This window comes from Amycolatopsis sp. WAC 04197, assembly GCF_003947475.1.
Lineage (GTDB): Bacteria > Actinomycetota > Actinomycetes > Mycobacteriales > Pseudonocardiaceae > Amycolatopsis > Amycolatopsis japonica.
In genome coordinates this window covers 1,180,726-1,204,759 of the sequence record NZ_QHJK01000002.1, presented here as the reverse complement: position 1 = coordinate 1,204,759, position 24,034 = coordinate 1,180,726, and the positions used below count along the sequence as shown (strand labels likewise).

The 24,034-nt window shown below is 68.4% G+C and carries 26 protein-coding genes; 11 read left to right on the top strand and 15 right to left on the bottom strand.

Annotated elements, in window-relative coordinates; translation table 11 throughout:
* Positions 1-1,742 (top strand): multifunctional oxoglutarate decarboxylase/oxoglutarate dehydrogenase thiamine pyrophosphate-binding subunit/dihydrolipoyllysine-residue succinyltransferase subunit (locus DMC64_RS13075; RefSeq protein ID WP_125733639.1); only part of this gene is annotated, 1,742 nt, incomplete at its 5' end.
* A 70-nt stretch (positions 1,743-1,812) separates the two neighbouring features.
* Here DMC64_RS13075 and DMC64_RS13070 read toward each other — a convergent pair.
* Together DMC64_RS13070 and DMC64_RS13065 are read right to left on the bottom strand one after the other, a co-directional pair.
* Positions 1,813-2,529 carry a hypothetical protein gene (locus DMC64_RS13070; RefSeq protein WP_037341100.1) on the bottom strand — a complete coding sequence of 239 codons (717 nt, stop codon included), beginning with the start codon at positions 2,527-2,529 and terminating at the stop codon, positions 1,813-1,815.
* Positions 2,530-2,660: 131 nt separating this feature from the next.
* On the bottom strand, positions 2,661-4,226 hold the full coding sequence (locus tag DMC64_RS13065) for a S8 family peptidase (RefSeq protein ID WP_125733638.1): 1,566 nt from the start codon (positions 4,224-4,226) through the stop codon (positions 2,661-2,663).
* A 393-nt stretch (positions 4,227-4,619) separates the two neighbouring features.
* Between DMC64_RS13065 and DMC64_RS13060 the strand changes: the two genes are divergently transcribed.
* Entirely contained in the window at positions 4,620-5,135 is a 516-nt protein-coding gene (locus DMC64_RS13060) for a GNAT family N-acetyltransferase (RefSeq protein ID WP_037341096.1), read from the top strand.
* Positions 5,136-5,217: 82 nt separating this feature from the next.
* Here DMC64_RS13060 and DMC64_RS13055 read toward each other — a convergent pair whose 3' ends face one another.
* Genes DMC64_RS13055 through DMC64_RS13040 form a run of 4 tightly spaced genes read right to left on the bottom strand, consistent with a single transcriptional unit; the run spans position 5,218 to position 8,571 of the window.
* Positions 5,218-6,105 (bottom strand): ABC transporter substrate-binding protein, encoded by an 888-nt coding sequence (locus DMC64_RS13055; RefSeq protein WP_370323860.1) that lies wholly within the window; start codon positions 6,103-6,105, stop codon positions 5,218-5,220.
* Positions 6,106-6,113: 8 nt separating this feature from the next.
* Entirely contained in the window at positions 6,114-6,803 is a 690-nt protein-coding gene (locus tag DMC64_RS13050; protein ID WP_125733636.1) for an ABC transporter permease, read from the bottom strand.
* Positions 6,800-7,483 (bottom strand): ABC transporter permease, encoded by a 684-nt coding sequence (locus DMC64_RS13045; RefSeq protein WP_016337055.1) that lies wholly within the window; start codon positions 7,481-7,483, stop codon positions 6,800-6,802. Before DMC64_RS13045 ends, DMC64_RS13050 begins: the two co-directional genes overlap by 4 nt.
* The gene (locus DMC64_RS13040) at positions 7,483-8,571 is read right to left on the bottom strand and encodes an ABC transporter ATP-binding protein (protein ID WP_125733635.1); all 1,089 of its coding nucleotides are present in this window, start codon (positions 8,569-8,571) and stop codon (positions 7,483-7,485) included. The genes DMC64_RS13045 and DMC64_RS13040 overlap by 1 nt, the downstream gene beginning before the upstream one ends.
* Positions 8,572-8,662: 91 nt before the next feature.
* Here DMC64_RS13040 and DMC64_RS13035 point away from each other — a divergent pair, with 91 nt between their 5' ends.
* On the top strand, positions 8,663-10,066 hold the full coding sequence (locus tag DMC64_RS13035; RefSeq protein ID WP_125733634.1) for a bis-aminopropyl spermidine synthase family protein: 1,404 nt from the start codon (positions 8,663-8,665) through the stop codon (positions 10,064-10,066).
* A gap of 96 nt (positions 10,067-10,162) precedes the next feature.
* Here the strand turns inward: DMC64_RS13035 and DMC64_RS13030 are convergent, their stop codons facing one another.
* Complete coding sequence (locus tag DMC64_RS13030) at positions 10,163-11,323, bottom strand: NADP-dependent malic enzyme (RefSeq protein WP_228694861.1); 1,161 nt, start codon at positions 11,321-11,323, stop codon at positions 10,163-10,165.
* Between the two features lie 395 nt (positions 11,324-11,718).
* Between DMC64_RS13030 and DMC64_RS13025 the strand changes: the two genes are divergently transcribed.
* Positions 11,719-12,324: a dTDP-4-dehydrorhamnose 3,5-epimerase family protein gene (locus DMC64_RS13025; protein WP_037341079.1), complete on the top strand. Its 606-nt coding sequence runs from the start codon at positions 11,719-11,721 to the stop codon at positions 12,322-12,324.
* Position 12,325: 1 nt separating this feature from the next.
* Here the strand turns inward: DMC64_RS13025 and DMC64_RS13020 are convergent, their stop codons facing one another.
* Entirely contained in the window at positions 12,326-13,933 is a 1,608-nt protein-coding gene (locus DMC64_RS13020) for a GMC oxidoreductase (RefSeq protein ID WP_125733633.1), read from the bottom strand.
* Between the two features lie 167 nt (positions 13,934-14,100).
* Here DMC64_RS13020 and DMC64_RS13015 point away from each other — a divergent pair, with 167 nt between their 5' ends.
* A complete protein-coding gene (locus tag DMC64_RS13015) occupies positions 14,101-14,772 on the top strand; it encodes a hypothetical protein (RefSeq protein WP_125733632.1) in 672 nt (223 codons plus the stop codon).
* A gap of 84 nt (positions 14,773-14,856) precedes the next feature.
* Here the strand turns inward: DMC64_RS13015 and DMC64_RS13010 are convergent, their stop codons facing one another.
* The gene (locus tag DMC64_RS13010) at positions 14,857-15,327 is read right to left on the bottom strand and encodes a hotdog fold domain-containing protein (protein ID WP_037341070.1); all 471 of its coding nucleotides are present in this window, start codon (positions 15,325-15,327) and stop codon (positions 14,857-14,859) included.
* Positions 15,328-15,389: 62 nt separating this feature from the next.
* Between DMC64_RS13010 and DMC64_RS13005 the strand changes: the two genes are divergently transcribed.
* Together DMC64_RS13005 and DMC64_RS13000 are read left to right on the top strand one after the other, a co-directional pair.
* Positions 15,390-15,983, top strand: coding sequence for an acid phosphatase (locus tag DMC64_RS13005; protein ID WP_125733631.1), 594 nt, complete (start codon positions 15,390-15,392; stop codon positions 15,981-15,983).
* Between the two features lie 2 nt (positions 15,984-15,985).
* A complete protein-coding gene (locus tag DMC64_RS13000) occupies positions 15,986-16,465 on the top strand; it encodes a GNAT family N-acetyltransferase (RefSeq protein ID WP_037341065.1) in 480 nt (159 codons plus the stop codon).
* Between the two features lie 130 nt (positions 16,466-16,595).
* Here DMC64_RS13000 and DMC64_RS12995 read toward each other — a convergent pair whose 3' ends face one another.
* Positions 16,596-17,135, bottom strand: coding sequence for a hypothetical protein (locus DMC64_RS12995; RefSeq protein WP_037341063.1), 540 nt, complete (start codon positions 17,133-17,135; stop codon positions 16,596-16,598).
* Between the two features lie 244 nt (positions 17,136-17,379).
* Here DMC64_RS12995 and DMC64_RS12990 point away from each other — a divergent pair, with 244 nt between their 5' ends.
* Both DMC64_RS12990 and DMC64_RS12985 read left to right on the top strand, forming a co-directional pair.
* Positions 17,380-18,306 (top strand): diacylglycerol kinase family protein, encoded by a 927-nt coding sequence (locus tag DMC64_RS12990; protein WP_037341061.1) that lies wholly within the window; start codon positions 17,380-17,382, stop codon positions 18,304-18,306.
* Positions 18,307-18,579: 273 nt separating this feature from the next.
* The gene (locus tag DMC64_RS12985) at positions 18,580-18,834 is read left to right on the top strand and encodes a WhiB family transcriptional regulator (RefSeq protein ID WP_007028999.1); all 255 of its coding nucleotides are present in this window, start codon (positions 18,580-18,582) and stop codon (positions 18,832-18,834) included.
* 294 nt (positions 18,835-19,128) lie between these two features.
* Here the strand turns inward: DMC64_RS12985 and DMC64_RS12980 are convergent, their stop codons facing one another.
* Complete coding sequence (locus DMC64_RS12980; protein WP_037341059.1) at positions 19,129-20,652, bottom strand: sensor histidine kinase; 1,524 nt, start codon at positions 20,650-20,652, stop codon at positions 19,129-19,131.
* A gap of 106 nt (positions 20,653-20,758) precedes the next feature.
* Between DMC64_RS12980 and DMC64_RS43665 the strand changes: the two genes are divergently transcribed.
* A complete protein-coding gene (locus tag DMC64_RS43665; protein WP_369299112.1) occupies positions 20,759-20,833 on the top strand; it encodes a 50S ribosomal protein bL37 in 75 nt (24 codons plus the stop codon).
* Between the two features lie 69 nt (positions 20,834-20,902).
* Here the strand turns inward: DMC64_RS43665 and rsrA are convergent, their stop codons facing one another.
* Both rsrA and DMC64_RS12970 read right to left on the bottom strand, forming a co-directional pair.
* Positions 20,903-21,226, bottom strand: a complete 324-nt coding sequence (gene rsrA, locus DMC64_RS12975; protein ID WP_125733630.1) for a mycothiol system anti-sigma-R factor — start codon at positions 21,224-21,226, stop codon at positions 20,903-20,905.
* Positions 21,223-21,861 carry a sigma-70 family RNA polymerase sigma factor gene (locus DMC64_RS12970; protein WP_026466946.1) on the bottom strand — a complete coding sequence of 213 codons (639 nt, stop codon included), beginning with the start codon at positions 21,859-21,861 and terminating at the stop codon, positions 21,223-21,225. The genes rsrA and DMC64_RS12970 overlap by 4 nt, the downstream gene beginning before the upstream one ends.
* A gap of 190 nt (positions 21,862-22,051) precedes the next feature.
* Here DMC64_RS12970 and ybaK point away from each other — a divergent pair, with 190 nt between their 5' ends.
* Positions 22,052-22,528: a Cys-tRNA(Pro) deacylase gene (ybaK, locus tag DMC64_RS12965; RefSeq protein ID WP_038508656.1), complete on the top strand. Its 477-nt coding sequence runs from the start codon at positions 22,052-22,054 to the stop codon at positions 22,526-22,528.
* An 82-nt stretch (positions 22,529-22,610) separates the two neighbouring features.
* Here ybaK and DMC64_RS12960 read toward each other — a convergent pair whose 3' ends face one another.
* Together DMC64_RS12960 and DMC64_RS12955 are read right to left on the bottom strand one after the other, a co-directional pair.
* Positions 22,611-23,219, bottom strand: coding sequence for an alpha/beta family hydrolase (locus DMC64_RS12960; protein WP_037341054.1), 609 nt, complete (start codon positions 23,217-23,219; stop codon positions 22,611-22,613).
* A complete protein-coding gene (locus DMC64_RS12955) occupies positions 23,216-23,974 on the bottom strand; it encodes an SOS response-associated peptidase (protein ID WP_125733629.1) in 759 nt (252 codons plus the stop codon). Before DMC64_RS12955 ends, DMC64_RS12960 begins: the two co-directional genes overlap by 4 nt.
* Positions 23,975-24,034 lie beyond the last annotated feature (60 nt).

Here is a 24,034-nt window from a genome sequence, read left to right as displayed (position 1 = left end):
TCCTCCCCGTCCTGATGCACGGCGACGCGGCCTTCGCGGGCCAGGGTGTCGTGGCCGAGACCCTGAACCTGGCGCTGCTGCGCGGCTACCGCACCGGCGGCACCGTGCACGTCATCGTCAACAACCAGGTCGGCTTCACCACCGCGCCCGAGCACTCGCGTTCGAGCCAGTACGCCACCGACGTCGCGAAGATGATCGGCTCGCCGATCTTCCACGTGAACGGTGACGACCCCGAGGCCGCGCACTGGGTGGCCAAGCTGGCCGTCGACTACCGCCAGGCGTTCCACAAGGACGTCGTGATCGACCTGATCTGCTACCGCCGCCGCGGCCACAACGAGGGCGACGACCCCTCGATGACGCAGCCGGCGATGTACGACATCATCGACACGAAGCGTTCGGTCCGGAAGACCTACACCGAATCGCTGATCGGCCGCGGCGACATCTCCGTCGAAGAGGCCGAAGCCGCCTTGCGCGACTTCTCCAGCCAGCTGGAGCACGTCTTCAACGAGGTCCGCGAGCTGGAGAAGCACCCGGCCAAGGCCAGCCCCTCGGTCGAGGAGGAGCAGCAGGTCCCGGCCAAGGTGCCCACCGCGACCACCACCGAGGTCATCGAGCACATCGGCGACGCGTTCCTCAACGTGCCCGAGGGTTTCACCCCGCACCCGCGGGTCAAGCCGGTCATGGAACGCCGCCACAAGATGTCCCGCGAAGGCGGCATCGACTGGGCGTTCGGTGAGCTGCTCGCCTTCGGTTCGCTGGCCATGGAAGGCCGCCTCGTGCGGCTGTCCGGCCAGGACTCCCGCCGCGGCACCTTCACCCAGCGCCACTCGGTGCTGATCGACCGCAAGACCGGCCAGGAGTACTCCCCGCTGGCCAGCCTCGCCGAGAACCAGGGCCGCGTGATGATCTACGACTCGGCGCTGTCCGAGTACGCGGCGGTCGGCTTCGAATACGGCTACTCCGTGGCCAACTCCGAAGCACTCGTCATGTGGGAAGCGCAGTTCGGTGACTTCGTCAACGGCGCGCAGACCGTCATCGACGAGTACATCTCCTCCGGCGAGGCCAAGTGGGGCCAGCTCTCCGACGTCGTGCTGCTGCTGCCGCACGGCCACGAAGGCCAGGGCCCCGACCACACCTCCGGCCGCATCGAGCGCTTCCTCTCGCTGTGCGCCGAAGGCTCGATGACCGTCGCGGTCCCGTCGACCCCGGCGAACTACTTCCACCTGCTCCGCCGCCACGCCCTCGACGGGGTGAACCGGCCGCTGATCACCTTCACCCCGAAGTCGATGCTGCGGAACAAGGCGGCGACCTCGGCGGTCGAGGACTTCACCGGGCAGACGAAGTTCATGTCGGTCATCGACGACGCCGTCGTCGACCCGTCGAAGGTCCGCAAGGTCCTGCTGACGTCGGGCAAGCTGTACTGGGAGCTGGTGGCCGAGCGCACGAAGCGCGAGGCGAACGACGTCGCGATCGTGCGCATCGAGCAGTACTACCCGCTGCCGAAGAAGAAGCTGCTGGCGGCGCTGGAGCGCTACAACGGCGCTCCCGCGGTCTGGGTCCAGGAGGAGCCGGAGAACCAGGGCGCGTGGCCGTTCTTCGGCCTGAACCTGCCCCGGAAGCTCCCGGAGGTGTTCTCCAACCTGGACGTCGTGTCGCGTCGTCCGATGGCGGCGCCGTCGGCCGGTTCGTCCAAGGTGCACGAGGTCGAGCAGAAGGCGCTGATCGCCCGGGCGTTCGACTGATCGCCTGAGTACTACGCGAAGGCCCCCTTCCTCCTGACGGGAAGGGGGCCTTCGCTGTAGTACGGGGAAGCTAGCCGATCGCCTCGGAGGTCGCCCTGGCCATCTTGAGGGCGTTCTCCTTGCACACCGTCTGGTTGACCGTTCCGGACGGGTCGGGGCCGGTCACGATGATCTCGCCCTCGACGTTGCCCTGGTAGAACTTGATCTGGCACTGGCTCGGCGAATCGAGTTTGGTGTGCACGGCTTTGGTGGACTTCGCCATGCTGGGGATGAGCACCCCGCCGTCGGTCACGGCGTTCTCGACCCCGGCCTTGGCCCAGGCCTCCCCCGCGCCCGAGCCCGGCTCCTTCGACTTCGACAGGTACATCGAGACGGTCGCGGACGGCGCGTTCGGTTCACGCCAGGAGCAGGACGAACGCGTGTAGGTGATCTCGTCGTTCGACGTGCTCGCCGGTTCCTCGCCCTTCGGCGTTTCGAGCGGCGGCAGGTTCCGCACCTTGCTGCCGATCTTTTCGCAGCCGGGCATCGAGGTGTACTTGTCCGGCGGGCCGCTCTTCTTGGACGAGGTCGGTGAGGCGGTCGACGAAGAGCCGGAGTCGGACAGCAGCAGGAAGGCCGCGACCCCGCCGCCGCCGAGCAGCACCACCGCGCCGAGGATGAGCCCGACGATCAGTCCGGTGTTCGACTTCTTGGGCGGCGGCCCGTATCCGGGCTGCGGGTAGCCGGGGTATCCCTGCGGTGGGTACGGCTGCTGAGGTCCCTGCTGGTAGGGCGGTCCGGGCTGCATGCGGAGAGGTTAAAGCCTCACGACGGTCCTTAGTGGACGAATGCCGCAACTGGGCGCCGAATCACCCTCCGGATACGGGAAGGCCCCCTTCCCAGCAGGAGGAAGGGGGCCTTCACGTACTCCAGGGTGGATCAGACGGTCAACGACCAGCTGTTGAGCGAGCCGGTGTCGATCCGGTACACGTCCTGAACCTTCAGCTTCCACGCGCCGTTCGCGGCCTCGGCCGAGGCGTTCACGGTGTAGGTGGTGTTGATGTTGTCGGACGAGTCGCCGCTCGAACCCTTCAGGCGGTACGAGGTGCCGTCGGGCGCGACCAGGTCGATGACCAGGTCACCGACGTAGGTGTGGGTGATGTTCACCGCGACCTTGGTGGTGGCCGAAGCGTTGCGGGCGCAGTTGGCGACCGTGATCGTGCTGGTCACCGCGGCACCGGCGTCGGGGATGGCGACGACGCCGTTGTTGGTCTGCGTGCCACAGGGGGTCGGCTCGGGGCCGGGGCCACCGCCGCTGCCGGTGTTGAGCAGCACGTTCGGCGAACCGGTGCCCGCGTTGGTCACCTTGCCCTTGACGCCGGCGTTGACCAGCGCGTCGCGGACCTGGGCGGGCGTCGCCGACGGGTTGGCGGAGGCGTAGAGGGCCGCCGCGCCCACGACGTGCGGGGTCGCCATCGAGGTGCCGCTGATGGTGTTGGTGCCGTTGTTCAGCCAGGTCGACGTGATGCCGCTGCCCGGCGCGAAGATGTCGAGGCAGGTGCCGATGTTGGAGAAGTCGGACCGGGCGTCGGTGTTGGTGGTCGAACCGACGGTGATCGCCTCGGGCGTGCGGGCCGGGGAGCTGTTGCACGCGTTGGCGCCGTAGTCGTTACCGGCCGCGACACCGTAGGTGACACCCGACGCGATCGACCGCTGGACGGCCTGGTCGAGGGTCGTCGAAGCGCCGCCACCGAGGCTCATGTTCGCGACGGCGGGCTTGACGGCGTTGGCGGTCACCCAGTCGACACCGGCGATGACGCCGGCGGTCGTGCCGGAACCGGAGCAGTTCAGCACGCGGACGGCGACGAGCTTGACGCCCTTGGCCAGACCGTGCGCGGTACCGCCGATGGTGCCGGCGACGTGGGTGCCGTGACCCTGGCAGTCCGTGGCGTCGTTGTCGTTGTCGACGGTGTCACGGCCGTGGGTCGCGCGCCCGCCGAAGTCGGGGTGCGTGGTGAGGATGCCCGTGTCGACGACGTACGCGGTGACGTTCGACGCCGTGGTGCTGTAGCTGTACTTCTGGTCCAGCGGAAGGCTCTGCTGGTCGACCCGGTCCAGGCCCCACGACGGCGGGTTCAGCTGATCCGTCGAGATCGAGACGGTCTGGTTCTGCTCCACGTAAGCGACGGCGGGGTCGGCGGCGACGCGCTTCGCCTGCTTTTCCGTCAGCGCACCGGAGAAGCCGCGGACCGAGGACGCGAAGGTCTTCTCGATCGTGCCGCCGTGGCGCTGGGTCACGCTCTTCGCGGTGGCTTCGACCGACGAGCCGTCCTTCAGCACGACGATGTAGCTGTCCTTGATCGCCTTGGCGCTGCCGGCGTTGACGATCGAACCTTCAGCCGCCGACGCGACGGTGGTGCCGCCGAGCGCGGTCAGCACCGCGACGGCCGCGGCCACACCGAAGGCGGGCAGTCGTCTCTTCAAGGTTCCCAGGGAATTGTTCAAGATATTCCTCCCAGGCAGGGTCGACCCACGGGCATGAAGAAGCCCGCCGGATCGTTGGGGTGAATCAGAGGTGAACCGCGTTCCACTTAGGAGCGCAGGCTGAGACTAAGTCGCGTTTTCACCCCAAGGAAGACCTTGCATTACGGACATCCCGGTAGTAATGGGCGCCGTGCCGACGCAGCTCGGGCACCGTTCAGCCCCCGCCTTTAGTCGCGTTTTGCGCCCGTACGGCCCACGAAGAATTGGGGATCCGCACATCTGGTGGTCGTTTTCCCGCCCTCCCGGCGTTTCACGCCTGGACAAGTACACACGGATGGCCGCCTACTAAAGTCGTGACGTCGGCTGGCGGAAAACGATTTCCATCCTACCTTCGGATGGAGCACACTCGGGCGCATGCTGCTCCGACAGGAAATCCCGGCCGACCGCGAGGCGATCCACGCCGTGCATCTGGCCGCGTTCGCGAAACTCAGTGTCCCGGTGGTCGAGGCGAAACTCGTCGACGAGCTACGAGAGGACGGCGACCTGATCGGCGCACTGTCCATCGTGGCCGAACGCGACGGGAAGGTCGTCGGGCACGTCTGTTGCAGCCCGTCGAAACTCGGCGGCGACGAGAAGTCGACAGTCGGTCTCGGCCCGCTCGGTGTGCTGCCCGAGTACCACGCGTCCGGCGTCGGCTCCGCGCTCGTGCACGCCGTGCTCGGCGCGGCGGACGCGCTCGGCTACGGCGCGGTGGTCCTGCTGGGCGACCCGAACTACTACTCCCGCTTCGGTTTCGTGCTCGCCGCACAGCACGGGATCACGCCACCGGTCGCGGAATGGGCGCCGCACTTCCAGGTCCGCACCCTTCGCGCGTACACGCCGGACCTCAAGGGCGAGTTCCGCTACTCCCCCGCGTTCGACCGCCTCTAGCCCCTCCCGCATTTCGTCCTCTGAATGCGGTAGTTGCACGCGCAAGGACCGCATTCAGAGGACGAAACGCATGCCGGAGGGGTCAGGACGGCGCCAGGAGGTTGTTCCGGCGCAGGAACTCCTCGGCGACGTCGAGCGGGTTGCGCTTCTCCTCGCTGAACTGGACGTTCAGCTCGGTCAGCTGGTCGGTCGTGAGCGCCGCCGAAACCCGGTTCAGCGCGTCGACCTCCTTCGGTGACAACGTCCCCTTCGCCACGAACGGCACGATGTTCTGCGCGGGGAACATGTTCTTGTCGTCCACCAGCGGCACGAACCCGTTGGCGGCGATCGACGACGACGTGCTGAACAGGTCGGCGACCTGGATGTCGCCGGATTTCAGCGCCGCGACCGTGACCGGGCCGCCGGTGTCGGTCGTGCGGATCTCGGCGAACTCGCAGCCGTAGAGCGCCTTGATCTTGTCCTTCCAGCGGCTGCTCCACTGCCCGGGGCCGCCGAACACGAGTTCCTTGCACCGCTTGCCGAGATCGGAGAAGGTCCGGATCCCGGAATCGGCGAGTTCCTTGCGCACCACCAACAGGTCCTTGTCCTCCGCGGGGGCCTGTTCGAGGACTTCGTATCCCGACGGCAACTTCTGTTTCAGCTGCGCGTAGACGTCCTCCGGCGTGGTCGCCTGCGTGTCCTTGTCGAAGTAGCGCAACAGGTTCCCGCTGTAGTCCGGCACCACCGAGAGCGATTTGTCCTGCAGTGCCTTGACGACGACCTCGCGGCCGCCGACCGGCGGGCGCACGGTCACGTTCTCCGCGCCCGCGTTGCGCAACGCGCCCGCGTAGATCTGGGCCAGCAGAAGACTTTCCCCGACGTCGGACGCGCCGATGATGATGTCACCGGTCGCACCGCCCTCGGCACCACCGGCGAGCGGGTTGCCACAACTCGCCGTCAGCAAAGCGATCCCGGCGAACAGCGCCGCCATCCGCCGCCTCATACCTTCGCCTTCTTCCCGCTCGCGGCCTGTGCCAGCCGAACTCCCTTGGGCACCAGCAACCGCTGGACACCCGCCAGCGCGAGGTCCAGCGCGACGGCGAGCAACGTCGTCAGCAGCGCGCCCGCGACCACCTGCGGATAGTCCAAAATGGCCAGTCCGTCGAGCAGGAACCGGCCGAGCCCACCGAGCCCGACGTACGCCGCCACGGCGGCCGTCGCCACCAGTTGCAGCACCGAATTCCGTACCCCGCCGAGCACCAGCGGCAGCGAGATGGGCACCTCCACCTTCCACAACCGTTGCCAGCCGGTCATTCCGATGCCCTGCGCCGCGTCGACGACGCCGTGGTCGGTCGCCTGCAGACCCGCGTACGTCCCGGCGAGGATCGGCGGGATGGCGAGCACCACGAGGCCGATGATCGTCGAGAGCTCGCTTTCGGTGAAGAGCAGGAACAGGAAGGTCACCAGGCCCAGCGTCGGCAGCGCGCGGATCGCGTTGCCGCCGCTCACCAGCAGCACCGCGCCGCGACCGGTGTGCCCGACGTAGAGGCCGAGCGGGATCGCGATGATCAGCGCGAAGACCAGCGCCAGCGCCGTGTAGCCGAGATGCTGCAGCAGCCGGGCCGGGACGCCGTCCGGGCCCTGCCAGTGGGCCGGGTCGCCGAACCAGTTCAGCACGTCGCCGATCATTTCGCCCCCGCCGTGGTCGCCACCCGGTCCCAGGGTGTGAGGACATTACGCAGGAGGACCAGCAGCAGGTCGACGATCAGCGCGAGCAGCAGCGTCGCGACGATCCCGACGACGATCGGCGAGAAGTACTCGCGCTGGAAGCCGTCGGTGAACAGCACGCCGAGCCCGCCGGTGCCGATCAGCGCGCCGACGCTGACCAGGCTGATGTTGCTGACCGAGGCCACCCGGACGCCCGCCGCGAGCACCGGTACCGAAAGCGGAAGTTCGACGGTGAGGAAACGGCGCGCGGGTTTGTAGCCGATCGCCGTGGCCGCGGCGACGACGTGCGGCGGGACGGCGTCGAGCGCGTCCAGCACCGGGCGCACCAGGAGCGCGGCGGTGTACACGGTGAGCGCCACGATGACGTTGACGCTGTCGAGGATCTTCGAGCCGATGATGCCCGGGATCACCACGAACAAGGCGAGCGACGGGATCGTGTACAGCAGGTTCGACAGGACGAGCAGTACGGAGCACACGGACCGGAACCGGTGGCCGAGCCAGCCCGCCAGCACCGCGATCACCAGGCCCAGCACCAGCGGGACCAGTGAAAGATAGATGTGGTCGAGCAGGTCGCCGAAGAACTGCGACCTGTTGTTGGCGCTGCCCAGGTAGCGGCCGAGCTCCGCGAAGAAGTCCCCCATCAGGAACTCAGCGACGGCGCTTCGATCACTTCGAGGACTTGCTGGGCTCTGACCACGCCGAGGACCTTCTGGTCGGCGTCCACCACGACACCGAGGCTCGCGGGCGACGAAAGCGCCGCGTCGAGCGCGCCCCGAATCGGCGATCCCTGGAGGTACAGCGAACCACCGGCGACGAGATCGGTCTCCGCGAGCGCTCCGTCCACAGTGGACCCCGGACGCAGCCAGCCGCGCGGCTGCCCGTCGGCGTTGACCGCGACCTGCCACTCGTCGGACGGACCGGGGACCGGCTTGCCGACCTCGACCCGTTTGACCTCTTCGACGACGATCCCTTCCGCCGAAAGGAAGGAAAGCCCGCGATAGCCCCGATCCTTACCCACGAACGACGCCACGAAGTCGTCGACGGGATGCCGCAGCACCTCCGAAGGCGTGCCGTACTGCGCGAGCACACCGCCGACGCGGAGCACCGCGATCTTGTCGCCGAGCCGCACGGCCTCGTCGATGTCGTGGGTGACGAACACGATCGTCTTGCCGAGTTGCGACTGCAGGCGCAGCAGTTCGTCCTGCAGTTCCTCGCGGACGATCGGGTCGACGGCGGAGAACGGCTCGTCCATCAGCAGCACCGGCGAATCCGCCGCGAGCGCCCGCGCGACCCCGACACGCTGCTGCTGGCCGCCGGAAAGCTGGGCGGGGTACCGCTTGCCGAGTTCCGACGGCAGGCCGACGGTCTCGAGCAGTTCCGCCGCACGTTTGCGCGCCTTGCCCTTGTCCCAGCCGGACAGCAGCGGCACGGTGGCGACGTTGTCCAGGACCGTCCTGTGTGGAAAGAGGCCGGCGTGCTGGATGACGTAACCGATGCCGCGGCGCAGCAGCGCCGGATCGCCGTCGCTGACGTCCTTGCCGTCGAGCAGCACCGTGCCCGAAGTCGGCTCGACCATCCGGTTGATCATCCGCAGCGACGTGGTCTTGCCGCAGCCGGACGGCCCGACGAAGACGGTGATGGTGCCGTCCTCCACGGTGAGGTTCAGGTCGTCGACCGCGACCGTCCCGTCCGGATACCGCTTCGTCACGCCACGGAACTCGATAGTCACGTGTCTCTCCCCATGTCTGGTCGAAAAACCGTAGCCCAGATCCTGCCTGTTGGCACGGTGTCCCAGGGGGCGGGTCACTAGGCTGCTGGCCGTGAGTCTCTCCGTCGATGACGTCCTCGCGGCGCACGGTGTCCACGTGCGACCGCTCCATCAGGTGATTTCCCTGCTCCGGACGGATTGGCGTGACCTCGGCGAGCTGGTCCGCGTCAGCACCGCGCCACGCCGGAGTGTCGAAGACGTGCTGAACGCGCTCGGCGACGACCTGGAGCGGAACGAGTCCCGCTTGCGGCTGGCCCCCACCGCCCGGGAGAAGTACGCGCGCTTCGGGGCGCGGGACCGGAAATCGGATCCCGACCTGCTGAAGACCATCACCGGCTACGTCGAGAACGTGCCCGCGCCGCTGGCCGCGCTCGATCACGTGCAGGCGACGCCGGAGACGGTGCTGAACCGGGCGCTGTGGCTGGACGAGCGCTACGACCTCGGCACGGCGAAGCTGCTGTTCCTGGGCGACCACGACCTCACTTCGCTGGCCGTGCGCGCTTTGCGGCCGGACGCGGACCTCACCGTCGTCGATCTCGACGACCGCGTGCTCTCCTACATCGACGAACTCAGCGAGCGCTCCATCCGCACGCTGCACACGGATCTGCGCGTCGGCCTGCCGCCCTCGGTGACCGGGCGGATGGACCTCGTGTTCAGTGATCCGCCTTACACCCCCGAGGGAATGGGCCTGTTCGCCGCACGCGGGGTGCAGGCGCTCGCCGAACCCTCGGACGGGCGGCTGCTGCTCGCCTACGGCTACAGCCCGCGTCACCCCGCGCTGGGCGCGCAGGTGCAGCGGGCGCTCGCGACGCTCGGGCTGACCTTCGAAGCGATCCTGCCGGACTTCAACCGGTACTTCGGCGCGCAGGCGATCGGGAGCGCGGCGGACCTCTACGTCTGCCAGCCGACCGCGAAGTCGAAGAAGAACCGCGGCGGCAAGGGGAAGGCCGCGATCTACACGCACGGCCCGCAGTCGGTGGAGTCCGCCGGTGCGGCCAAGCCGTCACTGCTGGACAAGCTGCACGAGATCGCCACCGAGGGCGGGCTGGCGCTGGAGTCGCGGCCGGTCGACTGGTCCGTTTCCGGGCCGGAAGGCGACGCGGTCGCGATGGACCTCTCGGCCGACCCCGGCCCGTGGCTGCTGCGGACCCTGCTGGGCACCAACGCGCGACGGCTGGCGCTGCTGGTCCCGAACTCGCATCCCGATCTGACGAACGCCGAGGCGCAGGGCGCGCTCAACCGGCTGGTCGGGGCGAAGTACAAGCTGCGGTTGCTGCGGAGCACCCCGGACAACCGGCACGCCATCGTCGTCGCGGACGCCGTCGAGCACCAGGACGAGCTGCTGACCAGGGCGCACGCGCGGCTGGCGAACGTCTCGCTGGACGTGCCGCCGGAGCTGACGGACGCGCGGCTGATCGACCTGCCGCGGCACCGGCTGGCGGAGTTGCTCGGCTGAGCGTGTCAACCCCCAGACGCTAGGAACGGTCCTTTCCTGGCGAATTTCGCAAGGAAAGGACCGTTCCTAGCACTCGAGAGAGCGTGAAAGGGACCGTCACACCACGCCGTCGGCCTCAGCGGCCTTCGCGACCGCGGCGGCCACCTCGGGCGCGACCCGCGGGTCCAGCGGGCTCGGGACGATCCGGTCCGGGCCGAGGTCGTCCTGCGCGACCGCGAAGATCGCGTCGGCCGCCGCCAGCTTCATGTTCTCCGTGATCGCCCGCGCACCGGAGTCCAGCGCGCCGCGGAAGACGCCGGGGAACGCCAGCACGTTGTTGATCTGGTTCGGGAAGTCGCTGCGCCCGGTCGCCACGATCTTGGCGTACCGCGACGCCGCGACCGGGTGCACCTCCGGGTCGGGGTTGGACAGCGCGAACACGATCGCGTCGTCGGCCATCCCGGCCAGCAGGGTCTCGTCGATGGTCGCCCCGGACAGGCCGAGGAAGACGTCGGCGCCCTTCAGCGCCTCGCCGAGGCCGCCGCGCAGACCGGCGGTGTTCGTGGTCTCGGCGAGCTTCCGCTTGATCGGGTTCAGGCCCTCGCGACCCTCGTGGATGATGCCGCGCGAGTCGAGCACGGTGACGTCGGCGACGCCGGCGTTCTGCAGGATCCTGGCGCAGGCCACACCCGCCGCGCCCGCTCCCGAGACGACCACGCGCTGGCCGGCGATGTCCTTGCCGAGGACCTGGTTCGCCCCGCGCAGCGCCGCCAGCGTGACGATCGCCGTCCCGTGCTGGTCGTCGTGCATGACCGGGCAGTCGAGGGCCTCCTTGAGCCGGTCCTCCAGCTCGAAGCAGCGCGGCGCCGAGATGTCCTCCAGGTTCACCGCGCCGAACGACGGGCGCAGCCGGACCAGGGTCTCGATGATCTCGTCGACGTCGGTGGTGTCGAGCACCAGCGGGATCGAGTCGAGCCCGCCGAAGGTCTTGAACAGGACCGACTTGCCCTCCATGACCGGCAGCGAAGCGCTCGCGCCGATGTCACCGAGGCCGAGCACCGCCGTACCGTCGCTGACCACCACGACCAGCCTGTCCGCCCACGTGTACCGCTTCGCCTTGGCCGCGTCCTCGGCGATCGCCCGGCTCACCTTCGCCACCCCAGGCGTGTACGCGACCGAAAGGTCACGCGGCGAGGAGATCGGCCGCGTGGCGGCCACGGAGAGCTTGCCGCCCTCGTGCCCCTCGAAGATCTCGGTGTCCGTCACTGGCGTGGTCATCGTGGTGCTTCCCGTCATTGCTTCCGCCGTGTCTAAGGACGGCGAAGTCTCGATTCGAGCGAAGGTCATTGGAATTCTCCTGGGACTGCGAGCGGGGGAACTGGCCGGTGAGCAGGCCAAAGTGGGCATGGCCCGGCCACCTGGGGTAACTCGTCCTCCGACACGGCAGCCCAGCGCGGTAGCGCCGGCCTGTCGGCGAAGCGTCCAATCGGCCATCGGTGCCGTGGGTGTGGCGACGGCCGCGGACGCAGCGGTCAGATCATTGTGACAGGCGTGCGGACCAGTGTGCCCCTCTGGTGCGGTTGATGTCACAAACCGGCCCGGCTTTCCGCAGCTCAGAAGAGTTTTCGCAAGACGTCCGTCCGGTTTGGGAAGCGCTCGTTAGCATTGGGCACATGCAAGCCAGGCGCCTCAGCATCTCCGACTGTTTCGAATTCACCCCGCGGGTTTTCCCCGATCACCGCGGCCTGTTCGTGGCGCCGTTCCAGGAAGAAGCGTTCGTCGAGGCGGTCGGGCACCGGCTTCGCCTCGGGCAGACCAACACCAGCGTCTCGCGACGCGGATCCATCCGCGGCGTGCACTTCGCGGACACCCCGCCCGGGCAGGCGAAATACGTGTACTGCCCGAGCGGTTCGCTGCTGGACGTCATCGTGGACCTCCGGGTCGGCTCGCCGACCTTCGGCGAATGGACGTCCGTCCTGCTCGACAGCACCGAGTACAAAGCGGTCTACATCGCCGAAGGCCTGGGCCACGCCTTCATGGCGCTCGAAGACGAAACGGTCATGGCGTACCTCTGCTCCGAGCCGTACAACCCGGCGGGCGAGCACGGCGTGAACCCGATGGACGCCGATCTCGCCCTGCCCTGGCCCCAGGACATCGACCCCGTGGTGTCCGAAAAGGACACTGCGGCGCCCTACCTGAAAGAGGCATTGGAACAGGGATTGCTGCCGAGGTACGACGATTGCGTGGCGTACTACGAGAAGTTGCGGGCCGCGAACTGAGCTAGCGCGCCACGTCCTCGGCCAGCACCCGTTCCACGTTCCGCTCCGCCAGCGCGGTGATCGTGACGAAGGGGTTCACCCCGGTGCTGCCCGGGATCAGCGATCCGTCGGTCACGTAGAGGTTCTGGTAGCCCTTCACGCGGCCGTACGGATCGGTGGCCTCACCCAGCACCAGACCACCCAGCGGGTGATAGGTGAACCGGTTCTCGAACGACCGTGTATCCCCGAACAGGTCGCTGCGGTAGATCGTGCGGTTCGCCCGGTTGACCTTGTCGAACAACGACTTCGCCGCGTCGATCGACGGCTTCCCCTGCGAAGCCCGCCAGTGGAGACGCGCGGAGTCGCTCGCGGCGTCGTAGGTGAAGTGGCCGCGTTCGGGGTTCTTCGTGATCGCCAGGTACAGGCTCAGCCAGGTCTCGACCCCGGCGGGTACCGGCGCGACCTCGGCGAAGACCGGGTTCACCGGGTCGTCCCACGCGTCGATGCCGAGCGCGGGCATACCCGACTGCAGCGATCCGCCGAGATCCCACGCGTGGTTGGCGCGGCCCAGCATCACGTTGCCGTTGGTGCCCCAGCCGCGCCCGACCGCGTCGTTCAGTTCCGGCAGCGTCCCGGTTTCCCGTGCCCGCACGAGCAGTTCCGTCGAACCGAGGCTGCCGGCGCCGAGGAACAGGTATTTCGCGCCGAGTTGCTTCCTCGCCACGATCGCGCCGTCTTCGGAGGTCTCGTGCACGGTGAGGACGTAGGTGCCGTCGGTCTGCCGGGTGATCCCGCGGACCTCGTGCAGCGTCTTGATGGTCACCTTCCCGGTGCCCAGCGCGGCCGCGAGGTAGGTCTTGTCGAGGGACCGTTTGCCGTGGTTGTTGCCGTAGATGACCTCGGAGGCGAGCGCGGACCTCGGCACCTCGCCCGCTTCTTCCCGCTTCATGTACTCGAAGTCGTAAACGCTGGGCACGAACACCGTCTTGAGTCCCGCGCGCGTCGCGGCCTTCCGGGACACCCTCGCGTAGCGATAGGAACGGCAGGTTTCGAACCAGCGCGGGTCGATGTGGTTCACGCCGAGGGTCCGGTTGGCCCGGGGGAAGTACGTCCCGTACATCTCGTCCGCGTCGACGGCGGGCAGGATCTCCTCGAAGTACGACCGCTTCGGCGTGACGGCCATCGCGCCGTTGACCAGCGAACCGCCGCCGACACCGCGGCCGACGTAGACGGACATGTCGCCGTGGCTCACCCGGTCGAGGACGCCGGGGTACCGCCCGATGTCCCGGTTCGCCAGGTCCATCCAGAGGAACGACGCGAGCGGCGCCTGCGTGCGGTTCTTGAACCACGCGGCCCGGCGATCCGGCCGGAGCATGTCGCAGAAGACCTTGCCGTCCGGCCCGGGGTCGGCCCACAGTCTGCCCATTTCGAGCATGACCGTGGGGATCCCGGCCTCACCGAGGCGGAGCGCGGTGACCGCGGCGCCGTAGCCGGTGCCGATCACCACGGCCGTCGAGAAGCCCGGGGACGCTTCTTCGGCCTGCGCGGTGGAAATCGTGGTCAGCCCGAGGGCGGCGGCGGAGTTGAGCGCGGTGTACCCGAGGAACTTGCGGCGCGACAGTGGGGACATGCGCCGATGATCGCCCGCTGTTCGAGCCGCCTTCAAGGGCGAATCCGAAGCAGATTCGCGTCAGCTGGGTAAACACCGTTTATTTTCACTCGAACGTGGCGATTCAGGGGTCCCTTGGGTGGCTTCCCCGATGTGGCTCGGACCGGCACAGACCACTCTTTCGAGTCATGAGACGCCTTCTCGCCGCGACCGCGGCCGCACTGTCCGCAGCCGCCCTCTTCGCCTTCCCCGGCCACGCGTCCGCCGCGGAGTTGCCGAATTTCGACTTCTCCGCCTGCCCCGCTCCGCCCGCCAACGCCGACCCCGGCACGTGGCGCTGCGAAGCCTTTGTCTCCCAAGGAGTCCTGACCATCGGCGACCGGGAGATCCCGATCGGGGAGATGCGGCTGACGTTCTCCGAAGGCGAGGTGGACGGGAAGTTCGCGCAGGTGTTCGGCGAACTACGGCACGCTCCGGCCCGGATCCGCGGCGCTTTCGGCACGACCTTGCAGCTGAAGTACGGCGGCTACTCCGACTTCCTGTCGAACGACGAACGCCGCGGCGAGCTGGACCTCTACGCCGTCCTGCGGCATCCCTTGCTGCCCAAGGAATGCACGATCGGCACCCTCGAAGCGCCGCTGCACTCGGTGGTCAAGGACGATCCCACGGTCCCCTTCGAGGTGGTCTCGCAGAACCCGAAGACGGTGAAGTTCGGCGTCGTCGACTCGCAGCTCGCCCTGCCGGGCACGACCGGCTGCGGCCCGCTTACGCGAGCGGCCAACGAGGTCCTCGGCCTCCCGTCGGCGAGCGGGAAGAACACCTTCAAGCAGGTGACCTACGTCCAGTTCAAACCCCTCTGACCACCCGCGTTTAGTCCTCTGAATGCGGTAGTTGCACGCGCAAGGACCGCATTCAGAGGACTAAATGCCTAAGGTCGCCCGCGCCTACTTCTTCTTGGTCACCCAGATGGTGATGGTCGCGGTCACGACGGGTTTCCCGTTCGTGTCCGTGATCGTCACCGGCACGGGAAGCTCGAAACCCTCGTCGCCGAATTCCGGCAACTCCGGGAGCTCGGCGACGGCCCGCAAGCTCGTCTCGGCCTTCGCCACGTACGCGACCGTCATGCCCTTCGGCAGCCACCGATGCGTCGTCGGCACGGTCGCCTCGGCGAGCATGCCCATCGCGATTTCCGCGAGGTTGCACGCCGCGATCGCGTGAAAAGTCTTGATGTGGTTGTAAACACCCCACCACTTCGGGGAAGTCACCTCGCACCGGCCGGGACGCAGCTCGCGCACCGACGGGAGCACCGTCCGGAAGTACGGCACACGCAGGCACATCGCCGCCGAGAACAGCTGTTTGCCGACCGGCTTGCCCGCCAGCCGGTTCCACATCGCGTAGGTCGGATTCTGCGCCATCACGGTCTCCTCACCATGTTACTCACCAGTAGCATAACCGGACGGCAGGCTATATTCGCAACGTGGCACATCGGCTCTTCCTCCTCCGGCACGGTCAGACCGAGTGGTCCGTCAACGGACGGCACACCGGACGCACCGACATCCCGCTCACGGCCGCCGGCGAGGGGCAGGCCCGCGCGGCGGGCGGCACCCTGCGCGCGGTACTCGGCGGCAGCCCGGCGCTCGTCCTCTCCAGCCCCCGCACCCGGGCGCTGCGCACCGCCGAACTGGCCGGACTGCGCGTCGACGAGGTCACCGAAGAGCTGTCCGAATGGGACTACGGCGACTACGAGGGCGTCACGACCCCGGTGATCCGCGAGACCGTCCCCGGCTGGACGGTCTGGTCACGCCCGATCCCCGGCGGCGAAAGCGCGGAAGACGTCAACGCCCGCGCCGACAAGCTGATCGACCGGATCCGCGAGCCGCTCGGCAGGGGTGACGTGATCCTGGTCGGCCACGGACATTTCAGCCGCGTCCTGGTCGCGCGCTGGATCGGTCTCCCGTCGACGGCGGGTGTCCACTTCGGACTCGACCCGGCCGGTGTCGCGGTGCTCGGCGACGAACGCGGCGAGCCGCAGATCGAACACCTCAACCTGCTCCCCACCACAGAGGACTGAAAATGGACGACCGCATCCGGCGTATCCGCGAAGAAGACGTGGACGCCGTCGTCCAGCTCGTCTACGACCTCGCCGAGTTCGAACGCGCCCCGGACGAATGCCACCTCACGCCCGAGCAGCTGCGCGTCGCGCTGTTCGGCGAGGCGCCGGGCCTGTTCGGGCACGTCGCCGAGGTCGACGGCGAGATCGTCGGTTACGCGCTCTGGTTCCTCAACTTCTCCACCTGGCGCGGTGTGCACGGCATCTACCTGGAGGACCTCTACGTCCGCCCCGAGCAGCGCGGCTCCGGCCTCGGCAAGGCGCTCCTGGCCACCCTCGCGGCGGTCTGCGTCGAGCGCGGCTACGCCCGTCTCGAATGGTCGGTGCTCAACTGGAACCCGGCACAGGGGTTCTACAAGTCGCTCGGCGCGGTGCCGATGGACGAATGGACCGTCGACCGCCTCACCGACGAACCCCTGAAAGCACTCGCCGCCCAGGTCTAGCCAAGGCGTGACTCGCGTGATCAGACACGTAACTCGCGTGTCTGGAGGCGACACTCGAAGGTACGGCCTCGATCACGCGAGTTACGTCCCCAATCACGCGAAATCCGCCTCTGATCACGCGAGTGCGGCGTCAGGAGTCGCGTTCCTCGCGCTCACGACGCGCCGCACGGCCCGCGGCGCCGTCCCGCTCCGCGGCCTCTTCCTCGGTCTCGCCTTCCTGCATCCCGAGCGCCCACGCGCGCGACGGGCGCCGGAACAGCAGCACGATGACGGCGACGCCGACCAGCCCCAGCGGCACACCCCACAACGGCTGCCCGGACGGGCCGGCGCCGTACCAGCCGACGCCCACCAGGATCAGCGCGACGACCACGCCGGGCGACCTCGCCCACGTCTTCCCCATCATCAGCCCGGCCGCGCAGGCCAGCGTCCCGGCCGCGAGGACGAGGTAGTAGGCGACTTCGGCCAGGAGGTTCTCGGGCCCGGCCCGGCCGTTGACCAGGAGCAGGATCGCGAACACGATCAGGGCGAGCCCCGGCAGCGCGGTGACGGCGCCGGCGAGGCGGACTTCACGGGGCGCGGGCGAGAGCTTGTCGGCGATGGACACGGCGAAACAGCCTTCCAGGCTTCCGGACACGGCGCTCCACCAGGGCGGGTCACCGTACGTGAGCACTTTCGATCGTATGCCACCCGGTCGGCCGGTTTCCCCTCGCCGCCGCATGGGAAGAATTGGAAGCGTCGTCGATGAGCGGGCGGTCGGCCCGGGTGCACTTGTCACGACGCGCGATAGCCGCCGGCGATGAGGAGGGACGCCCGCCACAGGGGTCATACGGTGCTGCTTCGAGGACGCACGGCCACTGAGCTTCGCGTCACCTGACGCTCCCCTCTTCGGGCCGAAGTCACTTACCCTGCGGTATGTGCGTGCCATCCTCGTCGTGAATCCCCAGGCCACCTCGACCACCGCCGGTGGCCGTGACGTGCTGGCGCACGCACTGGCCAGCCAGGTCAAACTCGACGTGGTGGAGACCGACTACCGCGGCCACGCGATGGCCGTGGCGCGGTCCGCCGCCCGCGACGGGATCGACCTGGTGGTCGCCCACGGCGGCGACGGCACGGTCAACGAGGTGGTCAACGGTCTCCTCGCGGACGCCGACGGCGATCCGGCGAAGGTCGGCGACGTCCCCATGCTCGGTGTCGTGCCGGGCGGCTCGGCGAACGTCTTCGCCCGCGCGCTCGGGATCGCGCACGATCCCGTCGAGGCGACCCATCAGCTCCTCAACGCCATCGAGAACGACCGAAGCCGCACAGTCGGCCTCGGGATCGCCGACGGCCACTGGTTCACCTTCAACGCCGGCCTGGGCTGGGACGCCGACGTCGTCGGCCGCGTGGCCAAGCGCCGGGGCAAGCAGACCACCGCGGGGCTCTATCTGAGGGCCGCGGTGGCGTCGCATCTGCGGCCTCCGCTCGGTCGTCCGCCCCTCACGGTCCGCATCCCGGGTGAAGAGCCCACCGAAGTGCTGACCGCTTTCGTGTCGAACACCGATCCGTGGAGCTACCTGGGCGACCGTCCCGTCCACCTGAACCCGGACAGCTCGTTCGACACCGGACTGGGCCTTTTCGCGTTGAGCGGTCTGGGATTGCCCACCGTGTTCAAGCATGTACGGCAGGCATTGCTCACGAAGAGCGACCAACGCGGACGACGTCTCCTTCGTCACGATGACCTGCCGATGATCCGCATTGACGCTGCTGAACCGGTAAACTTCCAGGTGGACGGCGACCTCGTCGGCCAGCGGAAGAGGGTGGAGTTCTTCAGCGTCCCGGAAGCACTGACGGTAATCGTCTGACGACCGGACCGCTGATCGCCTGCGGCAAAGTACGAACTGCCGCTCATCGACGCAGAACCTCCGCTCACCGCATCGGCCTTCCCATCGGAAGGCTGTTTCGGAACGAAACCGCAGGTCAGAAGCGTCGCTCGGCCGGGTGAGCTGACTCACCGATCTTCAGAAAACCCTTGTCGAAACGGGTGCTTCGTGAAAGCATTCACAAGCACCCAAAAAAACGACCGCCATGACGACTATGGCGCGGAGTACCGCGCCGTTATGAAGGAGCTCAGAAACATGGACTGGCGCCACGACGCGGCCTGCCGAGACGAGGACCCCGAGCTGTTCTTCCCGGTGGGAACCAGCGGTCCTGCTCTGTCGCAGGTAGCGCAGGCGAAGGCCGTGTGCCACCGCTGCACCGTCGCTTCCGACTGCTTGGCCTGGGCATTGGCCAGCGGGCAGGACGCAGGCGTCTGGGGCGGGATGAGCGAGGACGAGCGACGGGCCCTGAAGCGCCGTCGTACGCACATCGGCACGCGTACCTCCGCCTGAGTTTTTCAACTCACGCACGCTTCATCGCATCACCGAAAACTGAGTGACAACCCCAAGCCTCGGGTAATCCCGCGGTGCAGTGGCGCTATGGCCCTGCGTCGCGAGGTGACACCTACCCGACTTGAGCTTAACAAGCGAGGCCGACACGCCCCCGAGGGGGTGTGGCTTCAGCGGACTTTTCACAAGTCCTCCCGCGGAACCGTTACAGGGCCGGCGCCACTTCTCTTCGGGCGCCGGCCCTAAAACGTGTCCGGGTGAGACTGTCCATTGAGGACGACCAAACGCGACAGTCCACTACAGACGTCGCGACAGCGGGATCCGCAAGGCGGCTTCGGTGCCCAGCCTGCGTCCGCCCGTCTCTTCGGAATCCCCGCGCAATCCCCGGATCGACAGCGATCCGCGCAGTTCCGACTCCACCAGGGTCCGCACGATCTGGAGCCCGAGGCCGTCGCTGCGTTCCAGCGAGAACCCCGAAGGCAGCCCGCGCCCGTTGTCGCGGATGACGACGTCGAGCCAGCGCGCCGAGCGTTCCACCACGAGTTCGACCTTGCCCGGTCGTCCGTCGGGGAAGGCGTGCTCGATGGCGTTCTGGACCAGCTCGGCCAGCACCATCACCAACGGCGTCGCGATCTCGGCGACGACGACACCGAACGAACCCGTGCGCGAAAGCCCGACCTGCGATTCGGCCGTCGCGACCTCGCCGACCATCGGGAGGACGTTGTCGAGCAGCTTGTCGAGATCGACCCGCTCGTCCACCGAGATGGACAACGCCTCGTGCACCATCGCGATCGACGAGACCCGGCGCACGGATTCGCCGAGCGCGAGCCGCGCCTCCTCGCTGGAGGTCCGGCGTGACTGGAGCCGCAGCAACGCGGCGACGGTCTGCAGGTTGTTCTTCACCCGGTGGTGGATCTCACGGATCGTCGCGTCCTTCGAAAGGAGGGCGCGGTCACGGCGCTTGACCTCGGTGACGTCGCGCACCAGGACCAGCGCGCCCGCGGGCTGCCCGGCGGGCCGCAGCGGCAGCGCACGGAACAGCACGACGGCGCCGCGCCGGGAATCCGCCTCCGTCCGGCTGCTGGGCTTGCCGTCGAGCGCCTCGATGATCCGGTGCGACACCTCGGTCGCGTCGAACGGGTCACGGATGAGCGACCTGGTCAGCGGCGCGAGGCGCTGGCCGACGAGATCCGATTCGTGCCCCATCCGGTGATAGGCCGACAACCCGTTCGGGCTGGCGAAGACCACGGTGCCGGTCGGGTCGAGACGGATGAGACCGTCGCCGACCCGCGGGCTGGTGTGGGTGTCCGTCTGGTTCCCCGGGCTGGGGAAGGTGCCGTCGACGATCATCTGGCACAGGTCGCCCGCACTCCCGAGATAGGCGATCTCGAGCGGACTCGGCACGCGGGACGCGGCCAGGTTGGTCTCGCGGCTGAGCACGGCGATCACCGTGCCGCCGAACACCACCGGGATGGCCTCACGCCGCATCGGCAGGTCGCGGTACCAATGCGGGTCCTCTTCGCGGCAGATCCGCACCTCGCGGCTCGCCTTGGCCAGCTGCGGATGCTCGTCCTCGGTGAACCGGGAGCCGACGACGTCCTCCGGATGGGCGGTCGGCGCCGTCGTCGGGCGCGCGTGCGCGACGCACACGAAGTCGCCGCCGTCGGGCTGCAGCTCCTCCGACACGGCGACCCAGAGCAGGAAGTCGGCGAAGGACAGGTCGGCCAGCAGCTGCCATTCGGCGACCACGGTCTGGAGATGGTCCGCGGCTTGACCGGACAGGCCGGTGTTCTCCGCGAGGAGATCGGAAAGGGTGGACACGTCCCCATCCAAGCAGGGTGAGGGCCGCATGACACACTGGAGAGGTTGACCCTGGCCCAGCGGTGTCGTATCACCCCGCGCGGGCCACTCGGACGAGGAGTGAAACATGTCGAAGCGCGCCCGCAAGCGTCGCGACCGTAAGAAGAACGGCGCGAACCACGGCAAGAAGCCCAACTCCTGATCATCGATCAGACGACGAAGGCCCCCGCACCGATCCGGTACGGGGGCCTTCGTGTGTCCTGGGCCGTGGTTACTCGAACGTCTGCTCGATCTTGACCTCGGTCCGCTCGATGGTGACCGAGCCCTTGGTCTGCACCGTCTGGCGGATGGAGGCCCGCAGCCGGGACTTGAGGTCGTCCGGCGCGTGGTCGCCACCGCATTTGCGGGCGAGCAGCTGCTTGATGTGCTCGTCGATGCCGTATTCCTCGAGGCACGGCGGGCAGTCCTCGATGTGCTTGCGCAGGGCGGCGTCACGCTCGGCGCTGCACTCCTTGTCCAGGAGCAGGTAGATGTCGGCGAGGGCCTCCTCGCACCTGACCTTGTCGTCCGCTCCGGCGCAGTAGTCCTCGCTCATCGCCCCGCCACCTCCTGCTGTTTGCCCGCGCGGATGAAGCCGCGCTCGCGCGCGACGTCGGCGAGCAGGTCACGGAGCTGGGCGCGGCCGCGGTGCAGCCGGGACATCACGGTGCCGATGGGCGTGTCCATGATCTCGGCGATCTCCTTGTACGCGAAACCTTCGACATCGGCGAGGTAGACCGCGAGGCGGAACTCCTCGGGCAGCTTCTGCAGCGCTTCCTTGACGTCGGCGTCGGGCAGGTTGTCCATCGCCTCGACCTCGGCCGAGCGCAGCCCGCTGGAGGTGTGACTCTCCGCCTTGGCGATCTGCCAGTCGGTGATCTCCTCGGTGGGCTGCTGCACCGGCTGGCGCTGACGCTTGCGATAGCCGTTGATGTAGGTGTTCGTGAGGATGCGGTACATCCACGCCTTGAGGTTCGTACCCGCCTTGAAAGACGCGAAGGCCGCGTACGCCTTCAGGTAAGTCTCCTGGACGAGGTCCTCCGCGTCGGCGGGATTCCGGGTCATCCGCATGGCGGCCGAGTACAGCTGGTCGAGCAGGGGCATCGCGTCCCGCTCGAAGCGCTCGGCCCGCGCGGCCGCCTCTTCGGCGTCCGTGCCCGTGTCCGGCGCGGGATTCTGCGTGCTCGGCAAACCGTTCCCTTCCCGATCGGCGTCGATGCGCTTGTGCGCATGAGACGTCGCCGAGTTTACGCGCGGACGGATCACCTGGCCGCCCGGCGTGCGCGGGATCAGGATTCGGGGGGCTTCGAGTGTGGTGGACACGTGCCTTTCAACAGTGACGCCCGGCCGGGCATTCCCGGGCCGCTCGTAGACTCCGCCCATGGCAGGCAAGGGAACCCCGGCGACGGCGCTGCTGGTGAAGCAGAAAGTGGCGCATGTTCTGCACGCCTACGACCACGACCCGCGGGCCGAGTCGTACGGCCTCGAAGCTGTCGAAGCGCTGGGGCTCGACCCCGCGCGCGTGTTCAAGACGCTGGTCGCCGAGGTCGACGGGAAACTGACCGTCGGTGTGGTCCCGGTCACCGGTCAGCTGGATCTGAAGGCGCTGGCGGCCGCCGCGGGCGGGAAGAAGGCGAAGATGGCCGACCCCGCCGCCGCGCAGCGCGCGACGGGGTACGTGCTCGGCGGGATCTCGCCGCTCGGGCACCGGAGCAGGCTGCCGGTGGTGATCGATTCGTCGGCGGAGAAGTTCGAGACCGTGCACTGCTCGGCGGGGCGGCGCGGGCTGGAGGTCGAACTCGCGCCCGGCGATCTGGCGCGGCTCACCGGTGCCGTGGTGGCGCCGATCGCCGGCTGACCACTCCCCGCGTTTCGTCCTCTGAATGCGGTCGTTGCACGCGCAAGGACCGCATTCAGAGGACGAAACGCGGGCGAAGAGGTCAGGTCAGCGGCCGCAGCACCCGCTGCAGCCACTCGGCGGCCGCGCGTGACACGCCTTCGAGGTCGGCGCTCAGGTTGTGATCTCCCTGGAGCACCACGATCTCGTGATGCGGCCCGGCCTTCGGCAGCCCGAACGGGTCCCGTTCACCTTGCACCACCAGCGTCGGGACCTCGACGGCGTCCAATTCACCCTGCCGGCTCTTCTCCGGCTTTCCCGGCGGATGCTCGGGGAAGGCCAGGCAGAGCACCGCCACCGCCTGCCCCGCCGCGGCGGTCCGGCAGGCGACGCGGGCCCCGGACGATCGGCCGCCGAACACGATCGGGAGGTCGTCGAAGCGCTCTGAGATCTCGTCGGCGACGGTGAGCCAGGCGGTGTCGAGCTGGGTGGCGGGGGCGGGCGCCCGGCGGCCCGCCACCCGGTACGGCTGCTCGACGAGCGCGACGTGGACACCGGCCGCCTGCGCCGCGCGGGTGACCGCGACCAGATCCTTCGCGCCGATCCCGCCGCCCGCGCCGTGGCCGAGCATCAGGACCGCGACCCCTTCTTCGGCACAGTGCAGCTCGGCCCGCGCGGGGCCGTAGGCGGTGTCGATCTCCAGTTTCGTCATGGGTTCGGCAGCTCGAAGAGCGCGCTGTCGGCGGCGGGTTCGACGCGGTCCAGCAGCTGCGGGCCGTTGTTGCGGACGTTGTTGACCAGGCTGGACACCGGCCGCAGCTCGATCGTATCGACCAGGTCCACCGGGGGCGGGACGAGCAGTTCGGTGACGTCGGGCCGGTCGGGGTCGAGCCAGGTGTCCCACTTCTCGCGCGGCATCAGCAGCGGCATGCGGTGGTGGATGTCGGTGAGCCTGCCGACCGAGTCGGTGGTGATCACGGAGAAGGTGATCAGCGGATCGGCGTCCTTGTCGTCCTTCGGCCGCCAGGTCTCCCAGATCCCCGCGAACGCGAGCGATCCGTCACCCGGCCCGGTCATGAAGAAGGGCTGCTTCTCCTTGCCGTCGCGCCGCCACTCGTACCAGCCGTCGGCGGGGACCAGGCAGCGCCTCGCCGAGACCGCCTTCTTGAAGGACGGCTTCTCCTTCGCCGTCTCGGCGCGCGTGTTGATCATCTTCGAGCCGACACCGGGGTCCTTCGCCCAGAACGGGACCAGGCCCCAGCGCATCATCCGCAGCGACCGGACGGCGGGTTCGTCTTCGAGCACCGCGCCGTCGGCGTCACGCGGATGCCGTTGCACGACGGTGGGCACGTCCTTGGTCGGCGCCACGTTGTGATCGGTCCGGATCCGGCCTTCGGTCAGGTCCACCGCGGCGAACTCGTCGATCAGCGCCGCCGGGTCCTTGGTGGCGGCATAACGCCCGCACATGCGAAAACCTCCCTAATCGACAGCCATCGTTACACGCCGGACAGACGATGGCGAGCAGCA